Here is a 26,936-nt window from a genome sequence, read left to right as displayed (position 1 = left end):
GAGACCTCTTCACGCCAATGTCATAGGTGGGTCATAGCCTGCAAAGCTTTGCAACTTTGACCTAAACCCGAGGGACATCATGGACGAACTACTCGAGCTTCGCGAACGCGAATCTCAATGGCGGCAGCGGCTTGTCGGAACATCGCTAGTAATGGAAGCGGATGTCGACCAAGGTGAGGCGACCGAATCATTCCGATGGCTTGGCAACCGATTCCGCCACTGTGACACTCGCGAGGACCGAAAGCATGTTCTCTCGCTGTTCAGGGCGAACTTTCTCATCGGGCTGACTGCGGTCGGCGGCAGAGACTACGACGAGGGCACATTCTGGCCCTTCGTGAACGAAGCCTTCGGTGTGCGCCTGTCGCAGGGAGACACCGACCTTGTCGTCACCAGATATAAAGAAATTCTGGACTACTACGGACTCCGACGCTTTACGACGCCGATGGCTAACGTGGGCGAGATCCTGATGCACGCCGGAGTTCCCGTTGGAAGCGTTGAGGGCTTTCTTCGTTTGTTGGTCAAGCAAGATCGACGCGGCGCCGGAACCAGTGGTGCGCTGTTCGCTGCGTGGGCCCGGTCCCAGAACCGGGAGTCTGCTTCGTTGTTGGGCTTGGATGCGCCCACCTGGCGATTCCTACGTGAGGGCGGCGAGATCGCCGAAGACTTCGTTGATCGCTGCCTCGTTGCATTCGACGCCGCCATAACTGGAGGGATATCCCCCGACTCGGGGCTTGCCCGCCACATCGTGGATGAGATTGGCAGACTTGTTGAGACCGGCGCTTTGGTCTCACGACCTGGTCGCGCCACCCGCAGCAGAGAAGTGGTCTACGTTCCCACTCTCAACTGGGACGACGCCCGGCATGGGGTCGCGATTACGCTGCCTTCACTGGAAGTGCCTCTCGAAGAAACCGTGCACTGGACGCTGGCTTCAGAAGGGCGATCAGCGTCGTATACCGCGGAGCCCCCGTGGCCGGGATTGCCCGCAAAGACGATCATCCATTCACTTCGCCAGCCGACAAAAGCAGTCTCGGTGCGGGCTCGCCCCGGTGAGCAAGAGTGGGACATGACGGTAGTCGACCCGGATGATCCGCTCCTTATCTTTGACGCAGCAACGGGTGTCCTCATACCGGCTCGTAACTCGCTGCCGCGCGATCTCGTCGTGATCGGAACGCCACAATCTGGCGACAAACCCTTCAACGAACTCATTGAATTCGATGGCCCCTGCCCGGTGATCTCAGAACACCAGTCACCCTTCGGTTGGGAGTCGTGGATCTTCGCCACGGTCGACCTCAATGGCGTGAAAAAACTCCGCCGCGGTGAAGACCGCGCCCGGTTCGTTTCCACATCTACTCGACCTCAAATCGCTTACCCCGAACCCGTTCTCGGCGCGACGACGAGCGACGACTCGATCGTCTACAGTGATGTGCCCAGCGTGACGCTTCCGGCATCGGGTGGAAGCAGCGCTGGTTCCCTGCCGTGGACCATTTCGCTGACCGAAGAATCCTCTGGCCGAACGCTGTGGAGCTCCGAAGTGAGGTCGGCCAGCGACCCGCTGGAAGTCGAATTATGGCCGGAGCGACCCGCTCCACTGCTGGGTAAATACGTCATCACTGTGCGGGGTGCTCTCGGGCGCGGGCTCACTCGTCGCGTCGTGGTCGCAGAGGGCTGGGCAGCACGCCATCAGCCGCCCTTCCGGTATCTAGCGGCAGAGGGTAACGGGATGGAGCCGGCGACTGTCACGCTGTCTTGCGCGGACAAAAATAACCAGAGCTTGCAACTAGACCGAAGCACCCCGTCGGCGACCGCGACTCTCTCATCCGAAGCCAGTGAGCTTGCAATCGTTGTTCGTATTCCCCATATGAACATCGCGGTCACGCGCGGTTCTGCTTTTCCTGTGGTCACGCTGCTTCCGCAATCGCTCGACAGCGAAAGTCTCGAAGACACGCATCTCCGAGTAACCGTTCCTGCGGGCCTGTGGGCCACTCTGGGGTTGGTCTCGGCGAGAGGTGTAGAGCAAACCATCGATGCGGGCGTTACCAGTCAGCGTTCGTACGTGAACTTCAACCTTGGCCAACTCGCAGACACCGCGAGATCGGCACGATCGGGACGCCTGCAGCTAAGAATTGGCGAGAAATCAGTACCGGTGGGCAACCTTCGCCCCCGCAAGCTTGCTGACGATGTCAGGTTTGATGCGGAGAGGAGTGCTCTGGTGATCTCACCTGGCGCTCCGCAGGGGCTCACCGCGGCCATTTACCCGAAGTATTCGCCGTGGAAACTCCCGACCGTGATCTCATTTGCCGATGGCGCCGCTTCGGCAGCAATCGACCGTGCTGTCAGCCAGATGGGGCGAGCGAAGGTGCTGCTGAGGGTCGACGATCCCTGGTCGCCATCGCCGTGGCCAGAGATGCCAGATCGCACTGACCCGAACGTTTTCGACCTCACAATGCTGCCGCTCGAAGAATCTGACGAGAGCGTCGAAGGTAAGTTCTCGAGGTGGCTTGAGGGCAGCCGTGAGATGCCCTCGGGCGTCAGTGCGTTGCCGCTAGCGGCGCAGATTTTGTCGCTTCTCGGGAAGTTCGAAACCACGCGCACGTACTCATCGATCCGGTCCCAGATTTCGGGGTTGTTTGCTTCGCACCCGGCCCTCTTTCTCGACACAGCAATGCAGACGTCCTTGGAGCCGTCGGTGCTGATGCGACTCGTTGTCGATAGCGATCTCGCCGCTACCGGAAGTGAGATTCCGCCGCCGGTGCCCGGAAGCTGGCCGCTCAATTCGTTCCTTGGGCTCGTCGGCGACTACGAAGGGACGCAAGAGGCTTCCGATCCCGAGTTCATCAGCAACTTGGAGAATTTCGCGGGCCGTGACGCCTTAACCCTGTTGGACACCGGAACTGACCCACACGCAAAAATTGGGCGCTTTGATGACAACACTCCGATGCTCAGCCAGTTCCCTCTCGAACGCCTAGAGCAGATTTGGGCGGCTGCTAGTCCCATTCCCGGCCGACTTCTGCAGCAGGACACGAGAATGATCGCGGCTCGGCAACTCTTTGACGCACGCAGTTCGAGGACACTCCGCGACCTGACTAGCGGTTCGCAAGTGATCCTCAAACGGACAAAGAATGCCATCTTTGAAGTGCTCGGGTCTGGAGGGACGGATCCTATCGAGGCCCGCATCGGTGCCGACGGATGGAGAAATCTCCCGGCGCTCTCGATGGCTCTCGCGATTGTCGCGCGACTTGCAGCACGAGACCTCGGAAACACCCGCGGGCTCTACGCAGTTCTGCGCGATTACTACGCACAACTGGCCGAAGCTGCCCCCGCTTTTGTTGAACAGGATTTGGTTATTGCCGAACTCTGGATCATGAATTGGAGAAACGAATGGACTCGATAGACCCGATCGCCGTCAGCGCGAACATCGCGGAGGACTATCGGCGATACCTGTCGTCGCTCATCTCCCCTCAAGACCCTCAACTTGCCGAGGGGCTAAAGAAAGCGATCGCGGCCGCAGCAACCGAAGGCTTGACCAAAGGCCCTTACCTCGAAGTCACACCGCCTTACGCGACTGGCGCGACCGTCCGCGAACTCATCGAGGAAGGCACGTTGACCGAGCGGTTCGCACGATTCGCCTCTGATTCCTTCCCGTTGGATCGGCCTGTCTACAAACACCAAGAAACGGCCATTCGGCAGATCACAGCCGGACGAAACGCGATCGTGGCCACAGGCACCGGCTCGGGTAAAACCGAGAGCTTTCTCATCCCCATCCTCAACCACCTCCAAAAAGAAGCCAGCGACGATGCCCTCACGTCGGGAGTTAGAGCGTTGTTGCTCTACCCGATGAACGCGTTGGCAAATGACCAGCTCAAACGCCTGCGTCAGATGCTGGCCGATACGCCTGAAATCACCTTCGGGCGGTACACGGGGGAAACGCTGGAGGAAGCCAGCCAAGCCGAGAAAAAGTTTAGGGCGCAACATCCAGGCGAGCGCCGACTCCCCAACGAATTACTCAGCCGTGAAGAGATGCGCGCTAACCCGCCCCACATTTTGCTGACCAACTATGCGATGTTGGAATACCTTTTGCTCCGGCCAAAGGACATGGACCTGTTTGAGAGCGAATCCAACACGTGGAAGTTTCTCGTGGTCGACGAAGCACACGTCTACGACGGAGCAACGGGCGCCGAAGTGGCGTTCCTCATCCGTCGCCTGCGTGAACGCGTTAAAGCCGTGGATTCGTTGCAGTACATCGCGACGAGTGCCACCGTGGGCAACGACCTTGATCGTGCCGCAGACTTCGCGAAATCGTTGTTCGGAGCACCGTTCGCGGGTAACACCGACGTCGTCACCGCCACGCGGTTGCCCTGGGGAACAAACGAGGTGTGGGGCAGACTCACGACAGCCGACCTCGCCGACCGTTTCAGTGACACCGACCTCATCAATGCGGCCAAGCGGAGAGGTTCAAGCGCAACCTCACTGCACGATGCGCTCGCAGGAGAAGCGACACTCGCGGAGACAGTGCAACTGGCATCCGAGAAGCCGAGGACGCTCAAAGAAGTGCTCAATCGTATTGGGCCCGATTCGGACATTACCGCTGCCGACTTGAGAGATCTCGTATCGATGGCGGCCCGGACCATCGATGCTAACGGAGTCCCGCTCCTCTCCGCCAAATACCACCTCTTTGCCCGAGCCACAGAGGGCGCCTTCACGTGCCTCTCTCCGTCGGGCCCCCATGTAGGCCTCGCGCGACAGGAACGGTGCAGCGAGTGCGCGTGGTCGGTATTCGAGATTGCGGCATGTCAAAAGTGTGGTGGCACCTACTTCGCGGGAACTATTCAAGCCGGTGAGGGAGGCCGCCGTTATTTCGTGCCGAAGATTTCTGTTTCAGAGGCGGTCACGTGGCTGTCGATCGACGTCTCAACCGATTCGTCGGAGCAAAGCGATTTGGAAGATGAAGACGACGTTGTGCTCGACAACGATGCGGTCGGCAATGTGCAGTCAGACCGAGTCACACTGTGCGGACAATGCGGACTCATCGATCCCGCCGGCGCCTCAGCGTGCACGAACCCGGAGTGCGGCAATACGGCCATGACTCGAGTGTTGAGGGTGAACAACCCCGGTTCGGTAGTTAAAAAGTGTTTGCAGTGCGGAGCACAGGGCGAGCGAACCATCCGCCGCTTCGAGAGCGGTAACGATGCATCAGTAAGCGTACTGACAACAAGCCTTTACCAAGCGATGCCCGCAGCGTCGATCGAGGAGCAAGGCGACCGCCCCGGCGGCGGCCGCAAGCTTCTAGTTTTCAGCGACAGCCGGCAGCAAGCAGCGTATTTTGCACCATACCTAGAACGAACTTATGGCCGCTTTGCTCAACGTCGCGTACTCCACGCGGCCGTCGGGCGGGCGTTCTTCGAGGGGATACCAGCGGCCGCGTCCGACATCGCGTCGGTTACGCGAAAGCTGGCCGATGATGCCGCATTCTTTGAAGCTACCGACACTCCACTGGCCAAGCAGACCGCAACGGAAACCTGGCTCCAAACCGAACTCAACGGACTGGATGAACGCATTTCCTTGGAAGGAGTTGGTTTAGTCGCTTGGGCGATGCGTCCGCCAACCGACATGGCAGTCCTTGCCCCGCTGAGAAACCTAGGTTTCTCTGATATCGAGGCGCTGGACCTCCTTCAGGAGCTAGTTCGGACCCTGCGCACACAAGGCGCGTTGAGTGCACTGCCACAAGTGAACTTGAAAGATGAGGCGTTCGAGCCACGTCTCGGTCCAATTTACGTACGCGGGACAGGCTCAGACAGCAAAAGAAAGGTGCTCAGCTGGGAGCCAACATCCAATCGAAACAGGCGGTCAGACTACCTGCGAAAGGTCTTCGAAGCACGCGGACTCGACCTGCGCCGAGTCGATGAGATTCTGAGAGGGATCTGGCGCATGCTCGAGCGACGCGACGGCCCGCTATCGCACTGGCTCACCGTCGGTCCTACTGGTGCACTCGGCATGATCTATCAGCTCGATGTAAATGCGGTGCAAGGTGAAACGCTGACGCAGGAATCGAAACTCTTCAAATGCAGCGTCTGCACGCGGCTGGCACATCGCTCGGTGAGCGGAGTGTGTTTGGCGTACCGGTGCGGAGGAAAACTTGTGGAGTGGGAACTCCCGCCCGAGAAGCACGACGACAGCCACTACCGTGCACTTTATAGAGGGCTCAAGCCGATCCCGCTTACAGCGATGGAACACACCGCTCAGTGGTCGAGCGACAAAGCCGCCATCATTCAGCAAGATTTCATCGCTGGAAGAACGAACGTGCTGTCGTGTTCCACGACCTTTGAGCTCGGCGTCGACGTCGGAGACCTGCAGTCAGTTCTCTTGAAAAACGTTCCGCCGACGGTCTCGAACTATATCCAGCGAGCTGGTCGCGCAGGGCGCCGGTTGGACAACGCCGCGCTAGTGGTCACCTATGCGCAGCGCCGTTCTCACGACCTCACAAGCTATGCCAACCCGGCGATGATTATCGCGGGCACAGTTCGTCCTCCGGTGGTGCCTATCGATAACCCGCGAATCGCACAGCGCCATCTTTTCTCCATCGCGTTTGCCGCCTTCTTCCGCGAACAATTCCAGTCACGAGGAGAGACCTACCCTCAAGTCGAGCACTTTTTTGGTCCGGACGACTTAGGAAAGACCGCAGCATCACGGGTTAAGCCCTGGCTTAGTGCACGACCCTCCGCAGTAATTGACGCTGTTAGCCAAGTGTTGGATGCTTCGATCGCCCACGCTCCAGAGCTGAAATGGGAGAACTGGACTAAAGAGCTATTCGACCTTCTCGACTCAGTCAGCACTGACCACACAGATGAAATGGCCGTCTACGATGCGGCTGCAGAAGCAGCTTACGCAGCTAAGCAGGGAGGCTATGGCGACAGGCTAGATCGAACGAAAAAGACTCTCCAGAAAAAGGACCTCTTGGGGTTCCTCGCGAATCGAAACCTGCTGCCCAAGTACGGTTTTCCCGTTGACACAGTAGACATGAGAACTAGCGCGAGCGGCACCGACGTTGCGACGCAGCTCGACCTCTCACGCGACCTCTCTCAAGCGATCTTCGAGTACGCTCCGGGCGCGAAGCTTGTCGCCGGAGGCTACCTTTGGCAATCAGTCGGGGTAGCAAGGAAGGCGGGAAAAGAGAACGAGAGCAAGTTCTTCCGCATCTGCAAAAACTGCGACCGCTATTCAGAGTCGTTAGAAAGAGACGAAGCTCCATGTGCGGAGTGTGGCGATTCTGACGCGGGCATGCCCCATAAGTATGTAGAACCGCGCTTTGGCTTTATCGGTGAGGGAGGAAAACAGCGACCGGGCGACAGCCCCCCGAGAGTGAGCTGGCGTGGACAAACTCGCCTTGCGTCGGACGGCGTAGTGGCGGACACGTTAACAGGCAAATTCCCCGGAGGTGAAGTCGCCTCGACAACGCTCGAGCGGGCGTTCATGGTCAGACTCAACAACGGGTCCACCGACAGCGGTTTTCGCATCTGCAACTTCTGTGGTTTCGGAATGGACTCCAAGACCCCCTGGCCGACAGGTCATACGAACCCGATGAATAGCCGTCCCTGCACGGGGGGATACTCAGTGCAAGCACTGGCTCACAAGTTCCAAACAGACGTTGCCCGCTTCGAGTTCCCCTTTTCGTGGGGAGATCAGAAGGATGTGCAGAACATTGCGCGCTCAGTCATGTACGCGGTGTTGAACGGAGCGGCAAATTCGCTTCAGATCTCGCCCAATAACATCGACGCGACGATCACGCAACTGTCGTCGAAGAAAGCGACAATCAACATTGTCGATACTGTTCCCGGAGGCGCCGGCTACGCGAAGCTCATCGCCAAGTCGATCGTTGCAGTGCTGACGTCGGCACTCGATATCGTTTCTCGCTGCGAGTGTGGGCGCGAGACGAGTTGTTACATGTGTCTGCGAAGCTACTCGAATCAACGCTTCCACGACGACCTGTCGCGAGGTCTCGCGCAGGACTTCTTGGAACGCGTTCTGCTGAGTTCGCCTGGTGCCTCATCCACCCAGAACCCCGGCGCGGGGGCTGCTCCGGTAACGGCCGAGAAGCTGGACGCGTGGGACGAGGCGATCATGTGGGGCATCGATGGCATCGGTGATCTCGCGGTTCATCTTCGAAACCGAGAAGTGTCGGCTCCGATCGTCGGCACTGATCTCGGGCCGAACAATGAGTGGGTTTTGGAGCTTTCGTGGCCCGAGGAAAAGGTCTGCGTAGTTACTGACATGGACTCAGAACGGGATGCGTGGTTGGTTGAACAGGGATGGAAAACATTTAGTGCTCTAGCCGAAGACGACCTCGAACGGCTCTCACTGTCCATTGCTGATGCTCTCAACGTCTAAAGGCGGAAGCTGATGACCAAATACGCGGGAGCACAAGACGTCTATGACACTTTGGAAGCCGAGGGACTTCTTGCCTCGCAAGGACATCAAGTGTTCCCGAAAGACCTGACTCCGGGCGCTGAGTCGGTGCAGGGCGTTCTCTATTCGACGTCGCTCTTTTCCGATATGAGCGTGGCCTCGTATTACATCGAGATCTTCTACCTCAAGGGCCAGAGCTTTCAAACGAACACCCAACAGATGCACCAAGCGCGAGCGGACGACGAGAGTGTGCTCGTCGCGTTTGCTGCAGAATCGTGGTGCGCGATTCTTACCCGTGGGGATGTGGACGCAGACATCCCCGGGAACATCGCGGACCTCGTGCTCGAGGCGCTTGGTGAAGGCGAAATTGTGTGGAGTCGCCAAATTCCCGAAGCTGAGTGGTTCACCTCGCCATTCGCAAACACCGGGGACCTGCTTTCTGTGCTCGAAGGCCGGGAATTCGGCTTTAACCGACGGCCTCTCGATGACGCCGCGTGGCTAGCGAGCGCCGACCCGTACATTCACGAGTGCATTGCAGAGGACGACGGCTCCTTCGCCCTCGGGATCCTTGATGTGGTGACGAAGTCGGGAGAACCAGCGCGACTGTTGGTGGACGTGTTTGTTGAAGAGCAAATGGTCGACTACCTCACCACAGTGTTTCCCTCGTACTTTCCGATAGCTCGGCCAAACAGCACCATCGCCGACAACGGGTGGCTAATTCGAGTGTCACAAGATCACGCGAAACTTGCGACAAGCTACGACCTCGAAGACGCCGCTAACCTCATCCGCGCCGCCCTGTTTCCTGCAGAGGGCCCAGAAGAGGCCAGCTCTCAACGGGTGTATACGTATTACACGAACGACGGTGGTGAGCACGGGATCTTTGGTTGCCGGGCTGAAACCGAAGACGAAGCAGAGAAGCTCGTGCGCGCTGCGGGCCACCGTGAATACTTGCTCTTCGACAATCGAGAACTCGAAGCGCACGAAACCAGTGCCGCAGCGACCGAGAGGGTCCTTGAAAATCCCTTTCTCGGCGCACTCTGGGTGCCACTCGTCGATGCTATCGACGTCGCTACTGGCTACCTACGCCCCGGCGCATTCTGGACCCTCGACTGTTACTCGCGTGCCCACAACTACAACGCCTACGCGTCACCATTCGCGCAAGCTATTCTCGAGCATGACGGATCACTCCACATCGAAGTCAGCGGCCGAAACGACTCGAACAACCCCATTACAGGCGAGCAATACGCGGCGCTGGAATTCCTCGGATGGACCGCACCTACGCCCCTAGGATTCGGCGAGGGAGGGAGCCTTCCCAACCCATCGCGGTTGCTCGAACCCGGGTGGAACGGCCGCGGCGTCGCAGAGATCATCCTCGAAGCGCTGACAATCGTCTACGAGGTATCCGCGGCAGATATCTTCAACTTCGGTGAAGGCCTCCAAGAGTCGATCGTGAACCTCGGCACGCTCGAGCATATAGAGGGTCCGGTGTTCGGAATTCCGAACTCACGACCGAAACTGAAGCCCGAGCCCGAGCCCGAGCCCGAGCCCGAGCCCGAGCCCGAGCCCGAGCCCGAGCCGGAACCGGAACCGGCCAATTTCCCAATTGATGAGCTCAAAGTCACAAGCGCGGCTGTCCTGAATCGTCTTCGTCGCGAGCAAGAGCAACGCAAGGAAATCTGCTCAGACATCTCACTCGACAGGTATCCGCGTGGTGTTGATGGCCCCCCATCGCCCCTGTTGAGCTTGCGCCCAACGGAGTCGACAACAACGCACTTCCTCGAGGACCCGCCCACAACACAATCAAAGGACACCTAACAGTTGGTCATATTCACTTTCGTTGTGCAGGGCGTGACGGCACTAGCCATCATCTTTGCGGCATGGCAATTACTTTTTCACGGTCGGCAAATGCACCGGGAATTTGAGCAGTTATATGTCTCGCGGTATTGGGTGCTCATGGATCAACGTTCCGCTCACTTCGCGATTACAGGGCATACTCGTAAACGTGACCGCCCGGTCGTACGTGGCTATCTTCAACTGTGCGAAGACGAAATCGATCTTCGCCGGCTCGGTAGAGTGACCGATAACACTTGGGGATTCTGGGCAGGAGCGACCTTGGATCAAGTTGCAGCACCTGCTTATTCGAAGGAGCTAGCCACGCTCCGTCACGATGACTACCGACTGTTGCGTGAACTTATGCGCACCGAGGGCGCTGACCCACTTCGGAGGAACTGGTGGTGGCGCAAAACTCACGGTCTGTGAAGTTTTCGCGCTCCGACGCCGGTCATGAGGCGTTTCCCACACCCTCAACCAACGAGATGAACCGACTCAGCGTCGCCACCCCCTCCGCCGACTGCGGCAGCGAGTCGAGCAGCGCAGGGGAGTACACGAGATACGCGGCCCACTGGGCGCGGGAGATGGAGACGTTGAGACGGTTGCGGGAGAGCAGGAAGTCGAGGCCGCGGGGAACATCGTCGGCGCTGGAGGCGGCGAGGCTGACGATCGAGATGACCGCTTCTCGGCCCTGGAACTTGTCCACCGTGCCAACGACGACACGGGTATAGCCGGCAGCATCGAGACGGCCCCGGATCAACTCAACCTGAGCGTTGTACGGCGTCACCACGATGATGCCGTCCTCGTCTAGCGGCTTTGCCTTGCCTCCGGCTTCTGGAGTCCACAGTGCGCCCAGGTGCTCGCGTACCAGCTCAACCACCCGGTCGGCCTCTTCGGCGGAGAACGTGGAGTTGTCGACGTGAGCGGTCGGAACCGAGTGCAGGCCGGGGGCGAAGCCCTCGAGCATCCGACCCGCCGTTGACGCGTGCGACCGCAGCAGGCCGTCGTAGGAGAGCAGCGAGACAGGGCGCGTGACGGCCTCATCCATGCGGCGACTCTCTTCGAGGAAGTAGCCGAAGTCATCCGGAAGCACCGCCAGCTCGCCGATCACATGACCGAGCGCCGAACCATCAACCGGCGCCGGGTGGATGCCCTGGCTCACCTGGGGGAGTTGCTGCGGGTCACCCAGCAGCAGAATGCGTTTCGCGCTCGCCGCGACACCGATCGTGTTCGCGAGAGAGAACTGGCCAGCCTCGTCGATCACCAACAGGTCGAGTTGGCCGGCCTGCACCCGCTTGCGATTGGTCATGTCCCACGCGGTGCCACCGATCACGTAGCCCGACGAGTCGTGCTCGCGTGCGAAGCCCGCGTGACCATTCGCCGGCAACTCGCTGAACGGGCCATCGGCGTAATAGCCAACGCCGAACTCTCCCGGCACCGCCTTCGCGACAAGGTCTCGGTCAAGGCCCGCATCGAGAACCACAGCATCGAGAACGTTCTCGACCACCTTGTGGGACTGCGCCGTGATGCCGACCTTCCAGTGATGCTTCTCGACCAGTCGCTGAATAACGTGCGCCGCGAGATAGGTCTTGCCCGTGCCGGGAGGACCCTGCACCGCGAGGTAGCCACTCTCCCGCGACAGCAGCGAGGAGATCACGGCGCGCACACCATCATCCGCGCTCGTCATGGGCTCAAGGGCGCTGACTTCGGCGGGCGCTGTGCGCAGCAGCAGGTCAGACATCGCGTCAGCGGGCCACTCCGGTGCGGCGGCCACGACGGTCTCGCCCCACGCCTCAATCGCGGCAACGATACTGTCTGCGCGCGGCGGCGGCCCCGGGGTGATGTGCGTGGGCATTTCGTCCCAGGCGGGGATCTCATCGGGTCGCGATTCGATGACGAAGATACCGTCTTCATCCTCGGCGGGGTCAGCGAAACGAACCCCGCGGGCGAGGCGCGCGCCGGCACGGTGGCCCGGTGGTAGGTAAGGAAGAGGATCGCCGTAGACGAGAAAAACATCGCCGCCGGGGCGTGGGGCACTGCTGCCCGGCGCCCATTGACCGCGGAGATAAAGGTGCCGACGCTCGGTGCGCTGCCGCCCCTCCTTGTGCCAATCGCGATCCAGCGAGCCGCTGTCAACGACGACGATACCGCGGGTGTCTTCCCACAACTCCGACGGTTGCTCGAGGCGGTCGTAGTGCTCCCACCAAAAGCTCTTGACCTCGCGTCGGTGATAATCGATGGCGGCTGCGGCCATGCGATAGGCGCTCGCAGCGGTGTCATCGCCCGACTCTTCGGCAGTGTCGCCCAGCGCCTGCAACTGGAGATCGAGCGCGCTCGGCTCGAAGGTCTTGCCCTCGAATTCCTCATCCACCGGCTCGACCGTTACGCCCTGCACCTCGGGCAGCGCCCGCAGCCAATCGCGCAGCTTGAGCGTCGAAACGCAGTCGTACTCGTTGTAGCGGGCGATCGCATCGCGAATTTCGGTTGCGCGCTGCACGTTGCCGTTCGCGGCCGCCACACTCGACTCCACGTACTCACCGATGGAGTCTGCGGCGTTCGTCACCCCGGCGCGCTCCTCGTCACCCATGTAGAGCGGCTCTAGCTTTTTGATCGAATACGACGGCGTTCCGATGCGCAGCACGCCCCGCACGATCGGATACAGGTCAACGAGCACGCCATCGCGCAACAACTGGTCGACGACATCCTCACCCTCGCCGTGCCGCGCGGCGATGCTCAGCAGATGCGTCTTCTCATAGGCGGCGTAGTGATAAATGTGGAGCCCCGGATGCTGCTGCCGCCGCTTCGTGACGAAGTCCAGGAACGACCGCAGCGCGATCCGCTCCTCGGCATGGGAATGCGCCCACAGGCAATCGAACTCGCCCGCGGCATCGACCCAGCCGAAGAGGTAGTCGAGGCCCCAGCGCGGCGTGCCGCCGATCCCCGGCTCGGAGTACATCGGGTCGCCCTCGAAGTCGAAGAAGAGGTCGCCAGGATTGGGCGCGGGCAGGCTCGCGATCGGCCGCGGGTCAACGACGACAACAGGCGGGATGGCGTGGCTGTCGGCCGGATCGACGGTGTGCTGCAGCTTGGCCTGCAGGTGGCGCTTGGCAAAGCTGGCTTTCGGAATGGCTAAGTCGTCGGGCCGCTCGGGCGTTTCGGCCAAGGCTGTCAGGGTGCGGATGCCCGCCGCCATCAATTTCGTACGTTGCCCGACACGCAACCCCGCCACCGTAAACAGGTCGTCGGCTAGCATGGCGGGCTCCGTGCAGAACTTGCACCGGCCATCCCGCGCGTACCGCTCATCGTGCCAGTCGACCGGCGTACCTTCGGCTCGATGTTCGGCGATGATCGCGTGCAGGCGGGCCCGACGGCGCCGAAAGACGGGGGCGATATCGCTGACCTCGGCGGTCTCCGATTCGTCATTGCCGAGAATGAGTTCTACGGTGCCGTCTGCCGGAACACCGAGCTTCTGAAGTTGCTCGTGATACGCCGCCAACTGAAGCAGAGCGGTGACGCGCACATGACGCGACAGCTTCGTGTCGACTACGCGGTAGCCGCCGTCGGGCTGCTTGACGAGAAAGTCGGCGTAGCCGATGAAGGGCAGTTCGGGGTCGGCTTCATCAAAGAAGACACCTTGGAAAATGACCGGGGCACCGGCGAGCAGAGCGTCACGCGTGCGCGCGGCGTAGTCGCGGAGAACAGCGGCGTCGCGGCCCGGAGGCTTGTCGAATTCGACCATCGCATCACCGAACTCGGCGCGATAGCGATCGCACAGCCGAGCCTCATGCACGTTTCCGAGCTCGGCCGCCCGCACCAGCATCGCATCATCAGCGGGCAGCGGATCGGTTGAGAACCCCAACCGCTTATCGAGCACGCGCAGAAACCCGAACTCGCAGTTCGAGGCTTGGGTCAGATCGCTGGCGCTCGTCACGAGAGCGGTATCGGTGAGCAGGTACATGGCTCGATCAGAATATGGCCCGGGAGGGACATCGTTGTTGACCCGTGCCGGTACCGCGCAGATCGACGAGTCATCGCGGCGAGGCGTTTCACGCGCCCGACCCCGCCGAAACACCACCCCACGCCCTAGGCTTGAACCATGACGGGAATCACCGCCCCACGGTCGAAGCATTTTTCTGCGCTCGGCCCGGAGCGTGAGCCGCAATTGGCGTTCCCTTCGCGCGGTAGCTCGCTGATCGGGCCCGTCGACGCTCCCGGCCTGCATGTGATGAGCTACAACATCCGTCGGCGCCTACCCAAACTTATGCCGCGCAATCCTGATCTGTGGCGCCACCGCCAGCCGTTGATGAAGCGCCTACTCGCCGCCGAACAACCGGCACTGATTGGCGTGCAAGAAGCACTCTTCACGCAGAAAGAGTTCGTGCTCAGGGCGCTGGGCGAGCACTATCGTTCGCTCGGCCACGGTCGTGAAAAGAACACCGGCGGCGAAGGCTGCCCCATCTTTTATGATTCCCGCCGACTTCAGGTGGTCGAATGGCGGCAGTCCGCGCTCTCCGATACCCCGAACGTTGCGGGATCGGTTTCGTGGGGCAATCGCACCCCTCGCGTTGTGGTGGAAGCCATCTTCCGCGACCTCGCCACCGGCATCCACTTTCAGGCAGTGAACACTCACCTCGACCACCGTTCCCGCACCTCGCGCCTTCGCTCGGCCGAAGCGTTGAGAAACATTGTGCAGGCGACGCCGCATCCAACCATCATGACCGGCGATTTCAATACGGATGCTGACACTCACCCCTATAGTCAACTCACCGGTAACGGTCTGCTCGTCGACACCTGGCACACCGCCGAGCAGCGTCTCACTCAGGCGTGGGGAACATTCCCGAACTACGGACCGCCGAAGCGCAACCGCAAACGAATTGACTGGATTCTCGCAACGCCCGGGGTCACCGTCGAGAGCGTCGGCATCAATGTCACGCGGTATGACGGCGGCTGGCCGTCGGATCACACGCCAGTGCAAGCCGTTGTGCGTTTCGCCGCGGCAAAATAGACCAACCCGCTAGAGCATCCCTACAAACGATTTACGAGCCCGATCACGATTCACCTAATCTGGGCGAGTGAATCTGATCTTTCGTACGATCTTGCACCGCATTCTCAGCACGCGTCGATCGCCGCTCGGAGTGCGGGACGTTGGCACCATGTCGCTGCGGGTGCTGCCGACCGACATCGATGTACTGCGCCACATGAACAATGGCGTGTACTTCTCAATCATGGACATTGGCCGCATGGATCTCCTGATCCGTTCCGGTGGCTGGCAGAAGCTCAGCGCCAAGGGCTACTACCCGGTCATGGCCAACGAAACCATCAGCTTTCGCAAATCACTCAACCTGTGGAAAAAGTTCGACCTTGAAACCCGCGTTGTCGGGTATGACGCGAAAGCGGTTTACGTCGAACAGCGTTTCGTTGTCGGTGGCGAAATCTACGCCCAGGCCATGACCCGCGCCCGCTTCCTCAAGCGTTCCGGTGGCACCGTTACTGTCGCTGAACTCCTCGAAACGATCGGATGGGATGGCGAACAGCCCGTGCTTCCCGACTGGGTTCAGGAGTGGGCCGATCATGTTGCGCTGCCCGTCAGTCGTGCCGAAGCGCCCAGCATCTGGAAGTAAGCGCGGCGCACGTTTTCGTGCCGCTTTCGGTATCGTCGGGAGGCCCCGGCTTGGCTAGCGGACGGTAGCTTTGTCGAAAGCTGGCCTGACGGTGACCGTGTCATAAATGATGTGCAGCCGCGAAATGCGTCCGCTCGCATCAAGCTCCGCGATGTCGACCACCTCAAACGGCGCTGCTGCCCCGTCACGCAACACCCAGTCGAAATCAAACCAAAACGCGACGGTGGGCGTTCCTGTCGCTGTTTCGCCACGCATCACCGAACGTAGTGTGAGTTTGGCGCTCGCAGAATCGGCAAAAAGTGCCGGATAGAACTCGGCTGCGGGCAACTCTCCGTACAGCGGTGAGACCACAACGGCATCGTCGGCGAACAGTGACAGAATCTTCTCAGTGTCGGCGGCTGCTAACGCGTCTAGATAGGTGTTGACGAATTCCATAGTGCCGAGCATAGGGGCGCACTCTGGCGGGCAACAGGCCAGGCAACGGATGTGTCGCTGAGCAACTGTCGTAGCCGTAGGGCGCACCACAGCAAGCGCTTGCGGAAGTTGTCATACTTTCAACTTTGTGAGAGCGCTCTCTTGACATTCGAGAGAGCGCTCTCATAAGATCAAACCTGCAATCGTGAGAGCGCTCTCATTCCTGATGAGGGTCTCTTTCGGACACCAATAACCCTCATTCACAAGGAAGTGACCGTGAAATCTCTACGACGCACCAAGATGGTTGCAGCCGTCGCAGGCGCAGCATCCATTGCCCTCCTCGCCACCGGTTGTTCAGCAACTGACGGCGGATCAAGTGACGGGCCCATCACCCTCACCGTGACCACCTTTGGCACCATGGGACTCGACGACCTGTACGCAGCGTACGAAGCCGAAAACCCCAACATCACCATCAAGGCCACCAACATCGACACCGGTGGAAACGCCCTCACCGACTGGAAGACCAAGCAAGCGGCAGGCGCCGGTCTCCCCGACGTGCAGGCAGTTGAAGAAGGCTGGCTCGGCCAAGTCATGCAGGTCTCCGACACCTTCGTTGACCTCAGCGAATACGGCGCAGACGACATCAAGGACCGCTGGGTCGACTGGAAGCTCGCTCAGGGCACCGACGCTGACGGCCGCATCATCGGCTACGGAACAGACATCGGGCCCGAGGGCCTCTGCTACAACGGTGACCTTCTCGAGGCCGCCGGAATGCCCTCCGACCGCGAGGCTGTTGCCGAACTCTTCGGCGGAGATAGCGCAACGTGGGATGACTTCTTCCAGGTCGGCAAGGACTACAACGCAGCAACGGGCAAGGCCTTCTATGATCACTCCGGCTTTGTCTGGAACGCCATGGTCAACCAGCTCGACGAGGGCTACTACACCGCAGGTGGAGAGCTCAACGTTGAAGGTAACGCCGATCTCCAGTCGCAGTGGGAGAAGCTCGCCGATGGCGCATCGGCTGGCCTCTCGGCACAGCAGAGCGCTTGGGATTGGGGCGGGGGAAAGGCCTTCGTTGATGGCTCCTTCGCTACGTTCATGTGCCCCGGCTGGATGCTCGGTGTCGTCAAGGGACAGGTTGAAGCAGCAGGCGGAGACGCCACCAGTGGCTGGGACTTCGCAGATGTCTTCCCCGGCGGGCCGGCAAACTGGGGCGGCGCATTCCTGACCGTTCCGACCCAGTCAGAACACCCCGCTGAGGCAGCAAAGCTTGCCGCCTACCTCACCTCCGCTGAGTCCGAAGTTGCTGCCTTCCAGGCTGCAGGCGCGTTCCCCAGTGTCATCGCCGCTCAGACGGATGACGGTGTAACCGGCAGCAGCGAACTCAGCACCTTCTTCAACGATGCCCCCATCGGCACGATCCTCGGATCGCGTGCAGAAGGCGTGAAGGCTCAGTTCAAGGGCCCGAACGACGCAGTCATCCAGGAGCAGGTCTTCGGTCCCGCCACCAAGGAACTCGACTCGGGTGTTGACGGCAACACCGCGTGGAACAACGCGATTGAGGTTCTGAAGAACCTCGACCTCAACTAACCACCTAGCGGTACCTGAGGCCCCCGGTGCACCCGTAGCCCGGGGGCCTCATCTCTTGAAAGCGACTCCCCACATGACGACCATGACGAGCCCGCCCCGACCAGAAACCGGTCAGGCGCCGACACGCTCCGAGGCCAGCAAAACCAAGCTCACTCGACGGCAGCGACTCAGTCGTCTCGATGTGAAAGCATCTCCCTACCTCTATATAGCGCCGTTCTTCGTGCTCTTTGCACTCATCGGCCTCTTCCCGCTCGTCTATACCTTCGTCGTGTCTCTCAACGACTGGGACATCCTGAGCGGAGCCGGCGAATGGATCGGCTTCGAGAACTACGTCGCCGAGCTCAACGACCCATACTTCTGGAACTCGCTCTTCAACACCATGAGCATCTTCCTGCTGAGCGCCATCCCGCAGCTCGTTGCCGCCGTCTTCATCGCGGCAGTGCTCGACCAAAACCTGCGTGCCAAAACGTTCTGGCGCATGAGCATCCTCATCCCGTACATCGTTACCCCGGTCGCGGTTGCGATCATCTTCTCGAGCGCCTTCGGCGAGAAGTATGGGCTCATCAACAACATCCTGACCTCGTTCAACATCGAGCCCGTGATGTGGAAGAGCGAAGTCTTCGCGAGCCACTTCGCGATCGCCTCGATGGTCAACTGGCGCTGGACCGGCTACAACGCGCTCATCCTCCTCGCCGCCATGCAGGCGGTGCCTCGCGACATCTACGAATCGGCAGCCCTGGATGGAGCGGGCGCCGTGCGTCGCTTTTTCTCGATGACGTTGCCGAGCATCCGCCCCACCATGATTTTCGTGATCATCACCGCCACGATCGGAGGGCTGCAGATCTTCACCGAACCGAAGCTCTTCAACCCCACCAGCGCCAACCTCGGCGGTGCTCATCGGGAGTACCAAACAACCGTGCTCTACCTGTGGGACATGGCCTTCAACCGCGGAGACTTCGGCAAAGCTTCTGCGATCGCCTGGCTGCTCTTCATCATTATCGTGGCTTTCGGACTGCTCAACTTCGCGATCTCGCGCAAGATCGCCTCCACCGAAGTGAAAGTCATCTCCAAGCGTCGAGCCAAGAAACTTGCGCGATATCGCGCCACCACCGCGGCCAACCCCACTGGCGTTCCCGGGGTCACCGCTGTAGATGAGGAGAAGCGCTCATGAGCACCACGAGCCCCACACGCCCACCGGAAAGTGCTGCCTCACAGAAGCCAACGGCAGAGGCACCCCGCCGCGGTCGTGGTCGCGCCCGCGGGCTTGCCGAGCGCCCCGGGTTCCTTGTCTACGGGATCCTTCTCGCTCTGTTCCTCGGCGGCTCATACCCGCTGTGGTGGTCATACGTTGTCGGCTCAAGCGATAACACTGCCATCACCGAAACGTGGCCACCGTTGCTTCCCGGCGGCCGCTTCTGGATCAACGTCGGCGAAGTGCTATCGACCGTGCCGTTCTGGCAGTCGCTGCTGAACAGCATCATCGTGTCGAGCATCATCACGACATCGGTCGTGTTCTTCTCCACACTCGCCGGCTACGCCTTCGCGAAGCTTCGTTTCAAAGGTCGCGAGGGGCTCATGATCTTTGTGATCGCGACCCTCGCAGTGCCGACCCAGCTCGGCATCATCCCGCAGTTCATGCTCATGAAAGAACTCGGCTGGACGGGCACGCTCGGTGCCGTCGTCGTGCCCACCCTCGTGACCGCCTTCGGCGTGTTCTTCATGCGTCAATACTTGGTGGATGTCATCCCCGACGAGCTGATCGAAGCGGCCCGTGTCGACGGCGCCAACATGTTCCGCACCTTCTGGAATGTCGGCATCCCTGCAGCCCGGCCCGCGATGGCCATCCTCGGGCTCTTCACTTTCATGACGGCGTGGACCGACTACCTGTGGCCGCTGCTTGTTGCCCCGCAAAACCCCACCCTGCAAGTGGCACTCAGTCAATTGCAGAGCGCAAAGTACGTCGACTACTCAGTCGTTCTTTCGGGCGCAGTATTGGCAACGTTGCCGCTACTGATCGTCTTCGTACTCGCCGGACGGCAACTCGTCTCGGGCATCATGGCAGGAGCAGTAAAGGGCTAATGAACACTCTCAACACCACGACCTGGCCGCAGGGCTTTCTGTGGGGGTCTGCAACCGCGGCCGCCCAAATCGAGGGAGCTGCCCACGAGGGCGGCAAAGAAGATTCGATCTGGGATCACTACCCCCGCCAGCCTCTCGCGGTCGCCAACGGCGATACCCCTGAAGTTGCGGTTGACCACTACCACCGCATGAATGACGACGTGCAGCTCATGAAAGAGCTCGGTCTCGATTCCTACCGGTTCTCCACGAGCTGGGCTCGCGTTGTACCGGGCGACCGCACTCCGAATGCGGAAGGGCTCGACTTCTATAGTCGTCTCGTTGACTCGCTGCTGGAAGCAAACATCCTTCCCTGGCTCACTCTTTACCACTGGGATCTGCCTCAGGCTCTTCAAGAGAAGGGCGGATGGGCCAACCGCGACACCGCGTACCGTTTCGCTGAGTACGCCGAGGCCGTGTACACCGTGCTCGGTGATCGCGTCAGCCACTGGACCACCTTCAACGAGCCACTCTGCTCATCGCTGATTGGCTATGTCGCGGGGGAGCACGCGCCTGGACTCACCGACCCGAACCTTGGTCTCGCGGCACTTCACCACCAGCACCTCGCGCACGGTTTGGCAGCGAACCGACTGCGTGAACTTGCTACCGCACGGAGCCGAGAAATCGAGCTGGGTATCACGCTGAACCTCACCAACGCGGTGCCCAACGACCCCAGTGACCCGATCGATCGTGATGCAGCCCGCCGCATCGATGGCCTGTGGAACCGCATGTTCCTTGAGCCCCTCGTGCTTGGCGCGTACCCGACCGACGTGATCGATGATCTGCGCGAGTACAACTTCGAGCAGTACGTGCAAGAGGGCGACCTCGAGATCATCTCGGCACCGATCGACTTCTTGGGCGTGAACCATTACCACGATGACAACGTGAGCGGTCATCCCGCTCCCCGCGACGCGACGCCCGGGCTTCGACCCACCACTAAGCCCGGTCGTTCGCCATTCGTCGGCAGCGAGTTCGTGACGATGCCACCCCGCGACCTGCCCCGCACCGCCATGGATTGGGAAGTGAACCCGAGCGGTTTGCGCCACCTCCTTGTGCGATTGGGCAAGGAATACCCCACATTGCCGCCGCTCTACGTCACCGAAAACGGTGCCTCCTACGACGACACTCGCGAGGGCGATGCCATCGATGACCCGCAGCGCGCGAGCTACATCGCTCAGCACATTCAGGCCGTGGCGGATGCCATCGCCGACGGTGCTGATGTGCGCGGCTACTTCGTGTGGTCGCTCCTCGATAACTTCGAGTGGGCGTGGGGCTACAACAAGCGCTTCGGCATCGTGTACGTCGACTACGACACTCAAGAACGCATCCCGAAACAGAGCGCTAAAGAGTACGCGGCACTCATCGCGGCAACGAAAGCCGCGGTCTGATCGTTACTCTTAGAGAAACGACTAGGCAGAGAGCGGGCTCGTGGCAGGCAATGTGCGCAGCGGGGTGATGCCGACACTAGAGATGGTGGCGGCAGAAGCGGGCGTTTCCCGCGCCACCGTGTCGCGCGTGGTCAATGGTTCGCCCAAGGTGAGTCCGGATGTTGCTGCCGTCGTCCAGGCGGCAATCGAGCACCTCAACTACGTGCCCAATCGCGCTGCCCGTTCGCTCGTGAGTCGTCGCACGCAGGCAATCGCGATGGTCGTGCCGGAATCGGCAGCCAAAGTGTTCGACGACCCCTTCTTTGCTGCCGTTGTTCAGGGCGTTGCGTTGTACCTCGAAGACACCGACTACACGCTCAACATGATCATCGAATCCGGTTCGGCCTCACATAAGACCCGCCGCTACCTTTTGGGCGGCAACGTGGATGGCGCTCTCGTGGTCTCGCACCACACGGGCGACCATTCGTACGCTGAGTTGAGCCGGAGCCTTCCGGTTGTCTTCGGTGGGCGACCCCTCGGCGAGGTTGACGGCGAGAACTATTACGTCGACGTCGACAACTTTGCCGGAGCCTGTTCAGCTGTCGAGCACTTGGTGAGCTCCGGGCACACTCGACTCGCGACGATCGCAGGCCCGCAAGACATGCCTCCCGGTGTTGACCGCCTGTCGGCCTTCCACAAGACACTCGCTAAGCATGGGTTGTCGAGCGATCTCGTTGAAGTCGGCGACTTCTCTCCGCCGTCGGGTGCCGAAGCGATGCGCCGCTTGCTCGCCCGCGGCGAACCATTTGATGGGGTTTTTGCCGCCAACGACCAGATGGCAATCGGCGCCTATTCGGCCATCCGTGAAGCAGGATTGTCGGTGCCTGCCGACATCGCGGTGGTCGGCTTCGATGACGATAACTATGGGAGCACCGCGACTCCGCCGCTGACCACCGTGCGGCAGCCCTCCGTCGAGATGGGCCGGCGCATGGCCGAAAAGATTGTGGGGCTGATTGAAAATCGCCCCGTCGACGCCGTCACGACGTTGAATACCGAGCTCGTCATCCGCGATTCGGCGTAGCTTCACCGCCTTTTGCGTTCCTCTCTACTCCGGGGCGAACGACTGCACGACCTGTTCGAGCACCTCGCGGCAGGCGACGATCGACGGTCGACTGACGCTCGACTCGCGCACCGAGGTAAACACGGTGCGGCGTGGCAGTCCGGGCATGGGGCGCAGTTCGACGGTGGGGGTGCGGCTGCCCCACACGAGGCCGGGCAAGATGGCGGTCGCGTGGCCAGATTCAACGAGTCGGATGTGCGCCTGCAAGTCGGCGGTTTCGAAGCGTACATCGGGTTCGATGCCCGCTCGCCGACACTGCTGTTCTGCCCAGTGGCGGGAGGCGGTGCCGCGCGGTTCCATAACCCAGGAGCTCGAGGCGGCGTCGGCGAGGTTCATTATTCCGCTGTCGGCAGGCACGGCGAGGGAGAGTTGGTCGGCGTAGAGCGGGATCATGTCGAGGTCGGGATGTCGGGGCGCGGCATGCCCCGGATACTGTTCGGCGATCACGAGGTCGAACTCGCGGGTCCACGTTTCGAAGAGGGCGCTCTCAGGCTCTCGTTGGGTCATCTCGATGCGCAGTTGGGGGTGGTCTCTGGCAATGACGCTGAGCGCTTGAGGGATGATGCCGAGGGCTGCGGATTGGAAGACGGCGAGGCGCACGGTGCCGCGCACTTCGGTGAGGGAGGAGTGGATCTCCGCTTCCATGAGTTCGAGGCGTTCGAGCAGGGCGACGGTGTGTTCGACAAGGAGTTCGGCTTCGGGCGTGAGTTGCACGCGGCGACCCGCTTTAACGAGCAGCGGAACCCGTGCTTCCTCTTCTAAGAGGGCCAGTTGTTGAGAGACTGCGGAGGGTGTGTAGCTCAGCGCGTTAGCGACTGCGGCGATGGTGCCGCGCAGCTTGAGTTCTCGCAAAAGTCGCAGTCGGCGAACGTCGAGCATTTCTCCTCCAATAGTTAACTAATTCTAAGTGATACCGTGCGAAATCCGTCGCTTTTGCTAAAGGCCTTTCTGGCCGCACACTGAGAGTTCCAGCCCAACCCCCGTTCGGAGGCCTATTCTCGTGAGCATGTCAAAGACTGCCGACAACCTCAGTGCTTCACAGCAGCACCTCGCGGATCAGACGATCACTACCGTGCGCCGGTGGCTGGCCGAAAGTGAAGAGTATCCGGCCGACGCGAGTGCCACTCGCCTGGCCGGCGTGCTGAAGGATCCGAACGGTCTTGAGTTCACCCTCGGCTTCATTGACACCGTTGTGCGCCCCGAAGATGTGCGGGTTGCCGGTCGCAATCTCGAGCGCCTCACCCACATCATCCCGGCCTTCCTGCCGTGGTACCTCCGCTTCGCCATCCTGGTTGGCGGCGGTTTCGCTCCGCTGCTGCCATGGATCATCGTTCCGATTGCTCGCCGCGTGCTGCGCCAGATGGTCGGCCACCTCATCATCGACGCGACTCCCGCGAAGCTCGACAAGGCCCTCACGCACTTGCGCCGAGAAGGCGTCAACCTGAACCTCAACCTGCTCGGTGAAGCAGTGCTTGGTGATGACGAAGCCGATAACCGCCTCGCCGGCACCCGCGCGCTCCTTAACCGGGATGACGTCGACTACGTCTCCATCAAGGTGTCGTCTGTCGTCTCGCAGCTTTCCATGTGGGCCTTCGATGAGACCGTTGACCGTGTTGTCGACCGCCTCACCCCCCTCTACCTGCTCGCACTGCGCTCGCCGAAGAAGAAGTTCATCAACCTCGACATGGAAGAGTTCAAAGACCTCGACCTCACGATCGCGGTCTTTGAGAAGCTCCTCGACCAGCCAGAACTGCTCGAGCTCGAAGCAGGCATCGTGCTTCAGGCCTACCTGCCGGATGCCCTCACCGCGCTGCAGGAACTGACCCGCTGGTCGATGGCGCGTCGCGCTCGCGGCGGCGCCGGCATCAAGGTGCGCGTCGTTAAGGGCGCCAACCTCGCGATGGAGAACGTCGACGCCGTCACCCACCACTGGCCAATGGCTACCTGGGGAACCAAGCAAGATAGCGACACTCACTACAAGCGCGTGCTCGACTGGGCATTCACCCCCGAGCACATCGATGCTGTTCGCATTGGTGTTGCCGGGCACAACCTGTTCGATATCGCTTTCGCGTGGCACCTCGCTCAAGAGCGCGGCGTCACCGAGGGTATTGAGTTCGAAATGCTGCTCGGAATGGCTACTGGCCAGGCCGAAGCGGTCAGAAAGGATGTCGGCAGCCTGCTGCTGTACACACCCGTCGTTCAGCCGACCGAGTTCGACTCGGCCATCAGCTATCTCGTGCGTCGCCTCGAAGAGAATGCCAGCACCGAGAACTTCATGTCTGGGTTGTTCGAACTCTCCAGCAACGAACACATCTTCGTGCGTGAGCAAGACCGTTTCTTGGCTTCGCTCGCGAACCTCGACGTGCCGGCTCAGACCACCAACCGCGTTCAGGACCGCTCGACGCCTGCTGCGATCATTGGCGACCGCCCCTTCAATAACGTTCCGGATACTGACCCGGCCATCGGCGAAAACCGCACCTGGGGTCGCGCTATCTTGGCACGCAGCGGAGACTCGCAGCTCGGTGTCGACACCGTCACCGCTAGTGCTGTCAGCACGACCGAACAGATGAAGAGCATCCTCGAATCGACCACGGCTGCAGGGCGCCGCTGGGGCGCGCTGCCCGCCGCTGAGCGCGCCGCAATCTTGCACCGTGCCGGTGACGCCATCGAGAACTCCCGTGCCCGCCTCATCGAGGTCATGGCCAACGAGGCAGGAAAGACCATCGCCGAGGGCGACGTTGAAGTAAGTGAAGCGATCGACTTTGCGCACTACTACGCAGAGCGCTCCCTCGACCTTGAAAAGATCGAAGACGCCACCTTCGTTCCATCGGGGCTTATCGTCGTTACCCCGCCATGGAACTTCCCGGTCGCCATTCCTGCCGGAAGCGTGCTGTCGGCTCTCGCTGCAGGCAGCGGTGTCATCATCAAGCCCGCGAAGCTCTCGCAGCGCAGCGCGGCCGTAATGATTGAAGCGCTCTGGGAAGCCGGAGTGCCCCGCGACGTGCTCTCGTTTGTTGATCTGAAGGATCGCGAACTCGGTCGCGTCATGATTTCCGACCCCGCGGTTGACCGCGTCATTTTGACCGGTGCGTGGGAGACCGCCGCAATGTTCCGCGAGTGGCGCAATGATCTTCCGATTCTCGCGGAGACCAGTGGCAAGAACGCGATCATCGTGACGCCGAGCGCAGACCTCGACCTCGCCGTTGCTGACGTCACCAAGAGCGCCTTTGGGCACGCCGGCCAGAAGTGCTCGGCTGCCTCACTCGTGATCCTTGTCGGATCGGTCGGAACGAGCGAGCGCTTCGAGCGCCAGCTTGTGGACTCGGTACGCACGCTGCGCGTTGGCCTCCCGCAGGACCCGCTCACGACGATGGGCCCGATTGTTGAGCCCGCTCAGGGCAAACTACTCGGTGCCCTCACCACTCTCGCTGCCGGTGAGAGCTGGCTCGTGAAGCCCCGTCAGCTTGATGACGAAGGCAAGCAGTGGACCCCTGGCGTTCGCACTGGTGTTGTTTCCGGCAGCGAGTTCCACATGACCGAATACTTCGGTCCCGTGCTCGGCATCATGCGCGCCAAGAACCTCACCGAAGCAATCGAGATGCAGAATGCCGTCGACTACGGCCTGACTGCGGGCATCCACTCGCTTGATCCCACCGAGGTCGCGCGTTGGCTCGAAGAAGTTCAAGCAGGCAACGCCTATGTCAACCGCGGAATCACGGGCGCCATTGTTCGCCGCCAGCCCTTCGGTGGTTGGAAGCGTTCAGCCGTTGGCTGCCACGCCAAGGCTGGCGGGCCCAACTACCTGATGACGCTCGGACAGTGGAAGGCCGTCGAACAGCCCGCCGCTCGTGACATCCAGGTTCGCGGTCTCAGCGACCAGGTATCCGCGGTTATCAAGAAGGCGCAGTCGGGCATGGAGTTCGACGAGTTCGACCGGGTACGTCGTGCCGCCGAAAGCGACCAGCGCGCGTGGGAGACAGAATTCGGCGTCAGCCGTGACGTGTCAGACCTCGGCGTTGAACGCAACGTCTTCCGCTATCGCCCGGTTCCCGTCACCGTTCGCCTCTCCGAGGGCGAACCGATGGGCCACCTTGTGCGGATGATCGCTGGAGCCGCACGTATTGGCGCGACCATTCACATCAGCTCCGCCATCCCCTTGCCGTCGCTGCTCACCGAATCGTTTGAGTCTGCCCACACGGGAGTCTCGGTCGCTGAAGTCGTTACCGAGTCGGACGCTCGCTGGAATGCGCGTGCGGCCAATGGCGAGTTGAAGACCAGCCGGGTGCGCCTCATCGGCGGATCCGCTGTCGATCTCGCTGAAGCGGTCAAGGGAAACCCCGACGTCGCTGTGTGGTCGGGAGAAGTCACTACGTCGGGTCGCGTTGAGCTGCTGATCTTTGTGCAAGAACAGTCGCTTTCGATCACGGCTCACCGTTTTGGAAACCCCGACCTGGCCATGGCCGCGCTCGAGGTCTAAGA

Annotated in this window: 15 protein-coding genes; 12 read left to right on the top strand and 3 right to left on the bottom strand. The window is 60.9% G+C overall.

The window, feature by feature from the left end; genetic code table 11:
* Nucleotides 1-79: 79 nt before the first annotated feature.
* From AACZ26_RS00855 to AACZ26_RS00840, 4 genes are read left to right on the top strand one after another with little or no spacing between them, the layout of a single operon-like run.
* Complete coding sequence (locus AACZ26_RS00855) at nucleotides 80-3,391, top strand: hypothetical protein (RefSeq protein WP_339618408.1); 3,312 nt, start codon at nucleotides 80-82, stop codon at nucleotides 3,389-3,391.
* A complete protein-coding gene (locus AACZ26_RS00850) occupies nucleotides 3,379-8,382 on the top strand; it encodes a DEAD/DEAH box helicase (RefSeq protein WP_339618407.1) in 5,004 nt (1,667 codons plus the stop codon). Before AACZ26_RS00855 ends, AACZ26_RS00850 begins: the two co-directional genes overlap by 13 nt.
* 12 nt (nucleotides 8,383-8,394) lie before the next feature.
* Nucleotides 8,395-10,215 (top strand): hypothetical protein, encoded by a 1,821-nt coding sequence (locus AACZ26_RS00845; RefSeq protein ID WP_339618406.1) that lies wholly within the window; start codon nucleotides 8,395-8,397, stop codon nucleotides 10,213-10,215.
* A gap of 3 nt (nucleotides 10,216-10,218) precedes the next feature.
* Entirely contained in the window at nucleotides 10,219-10,659 is a 441-nt protein-coding gene (locus AACZ26_RS00840) for a hypothetical protein (protein WP_339618405.1), read from the top strand.
* Nucleotides 10,660-10,681: 22 nt separating this feature from the next.
* Here AACZ26_RS00840 and AACZ26_RS00835 read toward each other — a convergent pair whose 3' ends face one another.
* Nucleotides 10,682-14,188: a TM0106 family RecB-like putative nuclease gene (locus AACZ26_RS00835; RefSeq protein ID WP_339618404.1), complete on the bottom strand. Its 3,507-nt coding sequence runs from the start codon at nucleotides 14,186-14,188 to the stop codon at nucleotides 10,682-10,684.
* A 138-nt stretch (nucleotides 14,189-14,326) separates the two neighbouring features.
* On the opposite strand from AACZ26_RS00835, the gene AACZ26_RS00830 reads away from it, so the two are divergent.
* Nucleotides 14,327-15,235, top strand: coding sequence for an endonuclease/exonuclease/phosphatase family protein (locus AACZ26_RS00830; RefSeq protein WP_339618403.1), 909 nt, complete (start codon nucleotides 14,327-14,329; stop codon nucleotides 15,233-15,235).
* 67 nt (nucleotides 15,236-15,302) lie between these two features.
* Nucleotides 15,303-15,851, top strand: coding sequence for a thioesterase family protein (locus AACZ26_RS00825; RefSeq protein WP_339618402.1), 549 nt, complete (start codon nucleotides 15,303-15,305; stop codon nucleotides 15,849-15,851).
* A gap of 54 nt (nucleotides 15,852-15,905) precedes the next feature.
* Here the strand turns inward: AACZ26_RS00825 and AACZ26_RS00820 are convergent, their stop codons facing one another.
* A complete protein-coding gene (locus tag AACZ26_RS00820; RefSeq protein WP_339618400.1) occupies nucleotides 15,906-16,286 on the bottom strand; it encodes a nuclear transport factor 2 family protein in 381 nt (126 codons plus the stop codon).
* 255 nt (nucleotides 16,287-16,541) lie between these two features.
* Between AACZ26_RS00820 and AACZ26_RS00815 the strand changes: the two genes are divergently transcribed.
* The 5 genes from AACZ26_RS00815 to AACZ26_RS00795 all read left to right on the top strand — a co-directional run bounded on the left by AACZ26_RS00815 (nucleotide 16,542) and on the right by AACZ26_RS00795 (nucleotide 22,418).
* The gene (locus AACZ26_RS00815) at nucleotides 16,542-17,855 is read left to right on the top strand and encodes an extracellular solute-binding protein (RefSeq protein ID WP_339618399.1); all 1,314 of its coding nucleotides are present in this window, start codon (nucleotides 16,542-16,544) and stop codon (nucleotides 17,853-17,855) included.
* Nucleotides 17,856-17,928: 73 nt separating this feature from the next.
* A complete protein-coding gene (locus tag AACZ26_RS00810; protein WP_339618398.1) occupies nucleotides 17,929-19,026 on the top strand; it encodes a sugar ABC transporter permease in 1,098 nt (365 codons plus the stop codon).
* A complete protein-coding gene (locus AACZ26_RS00805) occupies nucleotides 19,023-19,934 on the top strand; it encodes a carbohydrate ABC transporter permease (RefSeq protein ID WP_339618396.1) in 912 nt (303 codons plus the stop codon). Before AACZ26_RS00810 ends, AACZ26_RS00805 begins: the two co-directional genes overlap by 4 nt.
* On the top strand, nucleotides 19,934-21,358 hold the full coding sequence (locus AACZ26_RS00800; protein WP_339618394.1) for a family 1 glycosylhydrolase: 1,425 nt from the start codon (nucleotides 19,934-19,936) through the stop codon (nucleotides 21,356-21,358). Before AACZ26_RS00805 ends, AACZ26_RS00800 begins: the two co-directional genes overlap by 1 nt.
* A 67-nt stretch (nucleotides 21,359-21,425) precedes the next feature.
* Nucleotides 21,426-22,418, top strand: a complete 993-nt coding sequence (locus AACZ26_RS00795) for a LacI family DNA-binding transcriptional regulator (protein WP_339620608.1) — start codon at nucleotides 21,426-21,428, stop codon at nucleotides 22,416-22,418.
* A 24-nt stretch (nucleotides 22,419-22,442) separates the two neighbouring features.
* Here AACZ26_RS00795 and AACZ26_RS00790 read toward each other — a convergent pair whose 3' ends face one another.
* Nucleotides 22,443-23,336, bottom strand: a complete 894-nt coding sequence (locus tag AACZ26_RS00790) for a LysR family transcriptional regulator (RefSeq protein ID WP_339618392.1) — start codon at nucleotides 23,334-23,336, stop codon at nucleotides 22,443-22,445.
* Nucleotides 23,337-23,463: 127 nt separating this feature from the next.
* Between AACZ26_RS00790 and AACZ26_RS00785 the strand changes: the two genes are divergently transcribed.
* Complete coding sequence (locus tag AACZ26_RS00785) at nucleotides 23,464-26,934, top strand: bifunctional proline dehydrogenase/L-glutamate gamma-semialdehyde dehydrogenase (protein WP_339618390.1); 3,471 nt, start codon at nucleotides 23,464-23,466, stop codon at nucleotides 26,932-26,934.
* Nucleotides 26,935-26,936 lie beyond the last annotated feature (2 nt).

The organism is uncultured Salinibacterium sp. (genome assembly GCF_963974405.1).
Classification (GTDB): Bacteria; Actinomycetota; Actinomycetes; order Actinomycetales; family Microbacteriaceae; genus Rhodoglobus.
Note: the sequence above shows the minus strand (reverse complement) of the source record. Positions and strands in the feature narration are given on the sequence as shown.